Source organism: Saccharomonospora saliphila YIM 90502 (genome assembly GCF_000383795.1).
In the GTDB taxonomy this organism is placed as follows: domain Bacteria; phylum Actinomycetota; class Actinomycetes; order Mycobacteriales; family Pseudonocardiaceae; genus Saccharomonospora; species Saccharomonospora saliphila.
On record NZ_KB912698.1, the window covers coordinates 21,058 to 27,588 of the forward strand.

Below are 6,531 nucleotides of genomic sequence, written 5' to 3' on the forward strand. Positions count from 1 at the left end.
CGTGGCGGCCGAGCCGGTGCCCTCCACAGCGCCGGCGCCCGATCCGGCCGGGTCACGCGCGGTCCGCCCACGCCGTTCGCGACGGCTCAGCACCCACGTCGCCACCCTCGGCTGCACGAGCACGAGCACCACGGCCAGCCCGACCAGGAACGGCACCACCGTCTCGAACGCGTCGGGCGGCAGCGACAGCAGCAGGATCGTGCCGCCGATCGCGCCGACCAGCGACGCGGGCGCGAACAGCAGCAGCCTGCGCCATTGACCTTTCAGCTCGTGCCGGTAGCCGACGGCACCACTGATACTGCCGGGCGCGAGGCCGATGGCGTTCGAGGTCGTCGCGGTCACCGGCGGGTAGCCGAGCGCGACGAGCACGGGGAACGTCACCAGCGTGCCGGACCCCACGACCGTGTTGATCATTCCCGCCCACACGCCCGCCACGGCGATCAGGACCGCGTGCCACCAGATCATCCCGCACTCACGTCGGCCGACCTTAAGCACGCGACCGACGACATCGGAGTCCCGCACCCGAAAGGGTGGCCGGTATCACCGCGCCGCACCCCCGCCGAAGATCGTCCGGACGTTTCACCTCCCCCCTACCGGGTAGTCGTGGGCGACGAGTGGTCGCACGAGGGAGGAACGAGTGGACACTGCGAGGTTGCGCGAGTTGGTCACGGCAGACGGCCCGTTCGCCTCGGTGTACTTCGAGGACACGCACGACACCGAGGACGCGGGCAAGCAGCTGGAGCTGAAGTGGCGTGACCTGCGGGAGCAGCTTTCCGAGCAGGGCGCGGGGGAAGCGACCCTCGCCGCGCTGGAAACCGCGGTGTTCGACAGTGAGCCTCCCGTGGGTGTCAGCGGCCGGGCACTGATCGCGGCGGGCGACCGTGTCCTGCTGGACCAGCGGCTCGGCGACGCGCCGGCGCGTGCTCTCGCGCGGGTGTCGACGATGCCGAACCTCGTTCCGCTGGTCGAGTACGGCGAGCTGCCGCCGCCGCACGTCGTGGTCGTCGCCGACAGCGTCGGCGCCGACATCACCGCCGTCGACGAGCTCGGCCGGGTGGTGGACGCGCGTACGGTTGAGGGGACCGAGCACCACGTGCACAAACCACGCGGAGGCGCGTGGGCGCACCGCACCATCCAGAACCACGCCGAGGAACTGGTGAAGCAGAACATCGAACTCGCCGCCGACCACGTCGGCACGGTCGGCAGGCGCATCGGCGCTTCCCTCGTGGTCGCCGCGGGCGCGCCCGAGGCGCGCAAGGCGCTGATCGAGGCGCTCCCGGAAACGGTGCGTGAGCACGCGACCGAGGTCTCCGGGGGCGGCAGGCACCAGGGTTCCGGCGAGGACACCCTGAACGCCGAGATCGACGACCTGCTCACCGAGGCCACCCGGCGGCGCAGGCAGGACGCCGCGGACCGGTTCTCGGCCGCGCTGTCGAAGCCAACCGGCCTGGCCGTGCAGGGCATCGAGGCCGTCACCACCGCACTGCGGGAGCACAACGTCGAGACGTTGCTGGTCGGCGACCCCGGTGACGCCGAGGTCTTCGCGGGCTCCGGCGACCCGGCCCAGCTCGCCGCGCAGGCCGAGACCCTGACCACTCTGGGCGTCGACCGGCCGGGCCGGGTCCGCGCCGACGAGGCGCTGCCCGTCGCCGCGGCGTCCGTCGACGCCGACATCGTCCATGTGGGTGAGAGAGTAGACCTCACCGAGGGGTTCGGCGCGATACTGCGCCACGACTGAGGGCGACACGGCGGATGACGACTACCGTAAGCGGGGAATCTTGAACGGTCAGCACGACACCGAGGTGACAGTGGCCGAGACCCACCAGCCGTCCGGCGCCGTCGGCGCGCAGGACGACATCGAACTACGACTCGGCGCGAGCCTGGTTCACCTGCCCATCATCCGTTCCGTCGCGGCGAGCATCGCGATGCGGGCGGACTTCGACCTCGACGCGATCGCGGACCTGCGGCTCGCCGTGGACGAGGCCTGCTCGACGTTGATCACCCGCGCGGTCGAGGGCAGCACGATGGTGTGCCGATTCACCATCAGCGAGAACCAGCTGCTGTTCCGGGGCGCGGTCGCCTCCGGCGACGCGGAGGCACCGAGCACCGCCTCGTTCGGCTGGCGCGTGCTGACCACGCTCGCCGACTCGGCCTCGGCCTGGGCCGAACCGGGCAGCCAGAACGGGCAGCGCAACTGGATCCACATCGAGCTTGCGAAACGGAAGCCGGCTTTTACGTGACCGAATCGACCACTCAAGGATCGCGCACCCCGTCGGACGACTACGAGCACCTGAATCCGCTGTTCGAGGAGTTCGTGGAACTCGGCGAGGACGACCCGCGCCGTGCCGAGCTGCGCCAGGAGCTCGTCACCGGGCACCTTCCGCTGGCCGAGCACATCGCGCAGCGCTTCTCCGGGCGCGGCGTGGCGAAGGAGGACCTGGTCCAGGTCGCCCGCGTCGGCCTGATCAACGCCGTCGACCGCTTCGACCCGCGGCGCGGGTCGGATTTCCTCTCGTTCGCGGTGCCCACGGTGATGGGCGAGGTGCGCAGGCACTTCCGGGACACGGGATGGGTCATCCGCGTGCCCCGGCGGTTGAAGGAACTCCACCTGTCGATCAACAACGCGAGCACGCAGCTCTCGCAACGACTGGGCCGCGCGCCGACCCCGAGTGAGATCGCCCAGCACCTCGGGCTGAACCCGGAGGACGTCTTCGAGGGGCTGGAGGCGGGCAACGCCTACCACTCGATGTCGCTGGACGAGGTGCTCTCCGCCGACACCGAGAATCTCGCGCTCGGTGACACGCTCGGCGAGGAGGACTCCGCGCTGGCGGGCGTGGAGAACCACGAGACGTTGCAGCCGCTGGTCAAGCAACTGCCCGAACGGGAGCGCACCATCCTCGCGCTGCGGTTCGTGCACAACATGACCCAGACGCAGATCGCCGAGCGCATCGGCATCTCGCAGATGCACGTGTCCCGGCTGCTCGCGCGCACGCTGAAGAAGCTGCGCGACGGGCTCGCCGAGGAAGATCCCTTCTGACCACGAACGAGTCATGACTGTGCGTCACCAGAGTCGGTCTTGATGCACTGAAGGGCGCATCTCGATAACCGGCGCCGTCCCTCGATGGGCGGCTCCGGTGTCCCCCGTCCGGTCGAGCGGCGCCGCGTGTGGCGGCCGTGCCCCTCTGTCGTGTCGTTTCCGCAGTTCAGGTGCGGGTATACAGCCCGCATGGCGGATCAGGACGCGCTGGACGCACGCGCTGCGACACCGCGCCCTCGACACTCGGAGGACGAGCGGGGAGGCGGGCGGCCACACGACAGACGATCACTCTGGGTGATTGAACGTTACGACGTGTCGAGCCTGCACTACGACTTCCGGCTCGAGATCGGCGGTGTGCTCGTGTCGTGGGCCATCCCGAGCGAGCCCTCGCTCGAACCCGGGGACAAGCGGCTCGCCATCCGCACCGACGACGTCGCCACGGCTCCCGCCAACCGTGGCGGCCCGGACGGCGGTGCGACCACGGTGCTGGTGTGGGATTCGGGGACCTTCGACAATCTCGCCGACGAACCGGTCGAACACGGGCTCGTCGGCGGACGCCTTCGCCTCTGGATCGTCGGGCACCGGCTGCGCGGCGCGTTCGAGATGGTCCGCACCCGTGAGAGCCCCACTCAGGAGCAGTGGCTGCTCATCAAGCGCGACGACCGCGAAGCCGGGGAGGGGGCCTCCCCCGGCCTGCGGGACCCGGCACTCGGCACGCTCGGCACCGGCCCCGGCGACGAGGCCGGGTGACCCGCGCCCGAGTGGCCCCCGATGACGGGCTGGGGCATGCTCGGAAGACACGGGAACCGTCCGGGTGGGGTGACCGGACGCGGTAGCGGGCCGACACGAGCCGGGAGGAGCCGTGGCACGAGCCATCTGGAGTGGAGCGCTGAACTTCGGCCTGGTCACGGTGCCCGTCGAGCTCTACAGCGCCACCCAGGACCACACGATCCACTTCCGCCAGTTCCAGCGGGACACCTCCGACCGCATCCGCTACCGGCGCGTCAACGAGCGCACCGGTGAGGAGGTCCCCTACGACCAGATCGTGAAGGGTTACGACCTCGGCGGCGACGAGTACGTGCTCATCGAGCCCGAGGAGCTGGAGGAGGTCGCACCCGGGCGCTCGCGGACCATCGACATCGACGCCTTCGTCGACCTGGAGGAGATCGACCCGGTCTACTTCCAGAAGACCTACTGGCTCGCTCCGGCCAAGGAGGAGTTCGGCCGCGCCTACAGCCTGCTCATCGACGCGATGGCCCGGACGAACCGGGCGGGGATCGCGCGGTTCGTGATGCGCGGCAAGGAGTACATCGCCGCCGTGCGCGCGGGCGACGGCGTGCTCGTGCTCAACACCCTGCTCTTCCCCGAGGACATCCGCGTCCCCGAACAGGAGATCAGCAAGCTCCCGGCTCCCGGGCAGGCCCGGGAGAAGGAAGTCGACATGGCGGTGAGCCTGATCGAGTCGATGGCCGAGGAGTGGAACCCCGAGGAGTACCACGACACCTACACCGAGCGCGTGCTGCAACTGATCGACGACAAGCGCGCGGGCCGCACGATCACCCCCGCTGAGCAGCCCCGGGAGGCCACGAAGGTCGTGGACCTGTTCGAGGCCCTGTCCCGCAGTGTCGAGGGGCGCCGGCAGGGTGCCGGACAGGCCGCCGGGGACACCGGGGAGGCCGGCGGGGAGCGCGAGGCGGACAGGACCGCCGCCGGGTCCACGTCCGGCGGAACGGCCCGCTCGACCCGCAAGGAGTCCAAGGCGGGGCGCACCGGCTCCGCGAAGGGCACCCGCGAGTCGGCCACGCGCTCGCGTGACACGGGCGGGGCCGGGCGAAGCCGGGCCGACGGCGAACTTTCCGAGCTGACCAAGGGCGAACTGGACCGGATGGCGCGCGAACTCGACGTCAAGGGCCGCTCGAAGATGAACCGTGCTGAGCTGGAGCAGGCGGTCCGGGAGGCCGGAGGCAAGGGCGCCCGGCGCCGCGCGTCCTGAACGCGGGCATGACGCAGGCGGCTCCCACGCCCCTACGATCTGCGGGTGACCACCGGGATCTCCGCACGCCGCCGCCTGCCCGCGCGCATCCGCACCGTGCTCCGCACGACGTTCGGGTTCGCCACGATCGGCTTCGGCACCAGTTTCTGCGGCGCCGCACTGGTCCTGCTCGTCCTGCTGGTGCAGGGAATCCCCGCCGAGGTCGGCGACAACCGCTGGATTCTGCTCGTCTGCGCGGGCGGCTACGTGCTGCTCTCCTTCGCCGTGGGCACGGTGTGGGCGGGATTCCTCCAGCGTCGCACGGTGCTGTGGTTCGTCGCGGGCCGCAGGCCCGGCCCGCACGAGGCGGCGAGGGCGCTGCGCGTCCCCGTCGACCTCGCCGTGGTCAGCGGCACGCTGTGGGCGGGCGGTGCGGTCACCCTCGGCGTCCTCACCACGGTGCTCGGCTCGTGGCTCGACGCGGTGGGCGTGGTGCTGGCGATCGTGCTCGGCGGGCTGGCGACGGTGGGCATGACCTACCTGGCCGCCGAGCGGACCGCGCGGCCGGTGATGTCGCTCGCGTTGCCCGTCGCGCTGCCGAGGGACCGCCACGACGGCCACCTGCCCGCGACCGTGCTGCGCAGGCTCGTCGTCACCTGGAGCCTCGCCGGTGGGGTCCCGCTGTTCGGGGTGCTGTTCGTCGTGCTGCCTCCGGACATCGGCACGGACGAGCCACGCCTGACGTTGATCTCGCTCGCGGCGATCGGGCTCGTGGTCGGCGCGCTGGGCACCGGCCTGCTCGCCCGGGCCGTCGCCGCGCCCCTGCACCGGCTACGGCTCGCGCTCGACGACATCGCGCGGGGACGCCGGGACATCGCCATCGGCATCGACGACGCCAGTGAGATCGGCATGCTCCAGGCCTCGGTCAACGATCTGGCCACCGGGCTGGCCGAGCGGGAGCGGTTGCGTGACCTGTTCGGCAGGCACGTCGGGGACGACGTCGTCCGGCATGTGCTGGAGCACGGCATCTCGCTCTCCGGCGACGTGCGGGAGGTGACCGCCCTGTTCGTCGACGTGGTCGACTCCACCGCGCTGGCCGCACACACTCCGCCCGAGGAGGTCGTGCGCAGGCTCAACGCGCTGTTCACCGACGTCGTCGAAGCCGTGGACGCCCACGGCGGGCTGGTCAACAAGTTCCAGGGCGACGCGGCGCTGTGCGTGTTCGGGGCGCCCGCACGACATGCCGACGCGGCCGGGGCCGCCCTGTGCGCGGCGCGGACCATCCGCGATGCCGTGGCGGCGCGCGGCGAACTGGACCTCGGCATCGGCGTGGCCACCGGACAGGTGTTCGCCGGGCAGCTCGGCGCGTTCAGCAGGCTGGAGTACACCGTCATCGGCGACGCCGTGAACGAGGCCGCGCGGCTGACCGAGCACGCCAAGCAGGTGCCGGGCCGGGTGCTGGCCTCGCAGGTCACCGTCGAGGCCGCCGCTCCCGCCGAACGCGCCCACTGGGACCACCACG

General features: G+C 71.3%; 7 protein-coding genes. 6 read left to right on the forward strand and 1 reads right to left on the reverse strand.

Translation table 11 applies throughout. From position 1 onward, the window contains the following. The coding region (locus tag SACSA_RS23290) for a sulfite exporter TauE/SafE family protein (protein WP_157596934.1) at positions 1-465 on the reverse strand (465 nt) is incomplete at its 3' end. A gap of 172 nt (positions 466-637) precedes the next feature. Here SACSA_RS23290 and SACSA_RS0115750 point away from each other — a divergent pair. The 6 genes from SACSA_RS0115750 to SACSA_RS23300 form a co-directional block, all read left to right on the forward strand. Next, a complete protein-coding gene (locus SACSA_RS0115750; RefSeq protein ID WP_019818604.1) occupies positions 638-1,738 on the forward strand; it encodes an Rv2629 family ribosome hibernation factor in 1,101 nt (366 codons plus the stop codon). Between the two features lie 70 nt (positions 1,739-1,808). Beyond that, complete coding sequence (locus SACSA_RS0115755; protein WP_028661927.1) at positions 1,809-2,240, forward strand: ATP-binding protein; 432 nt, start codon at positions 1,809-1,811, stop codon at positions 2,238-2,240. Then, positions 2,237-3,037, forward strand: a complete 801-nt coding sequence (locus tag SACSA_RS0115760; RefSeq protein ID WP_019818606.1) for a SigB/SigF/SigG family RNA polymerase sigma factor — start codon at positions 2,237-2,239, stop codon at positions 3,035-3,037. Before SACSA_RS0115755 ends, SACSA_RS0115760 begins: the two co-directional genes overlap by 4 nt. A gap of 294 nt (positions 3,038-3,331) precedes the next feature. Next, positions 3,332-3,787, forward strand: a complete 456-nt coding sequence (locus SACSA_RS23295) for a DNA polymerase ligase N-terminal domain-containing protein (protein WP_019818607.1) — start codon at positions 3,332-3,334, stop codon at positions 3,785-3,787. Positions 3,788-3,899: 112 nt separating this feature from the next. After that, positions 3,900-5,030 (forward strand): non-homologous end joining protein Ku, encoded by a 1,131-nt coding sequence (gene ku / locus SACSA_RS0115770; protein ID WP_019818608.1) that lies wholly within the window; start codon positions 3,900-3,902, stop codon positions 5,028-5,030. A 96-nt stretch (positions 5,031-5,126) separates the two neighbouring features. Continuing rightward, on the forward strand, positions 5,127-6,531 hold a 1,405-nt coding region (locus SACSA_RS23300; protein WP_048876878.1), incomplete at its 3' end, for an adenylate/guanylate cyclase domain-containing protein.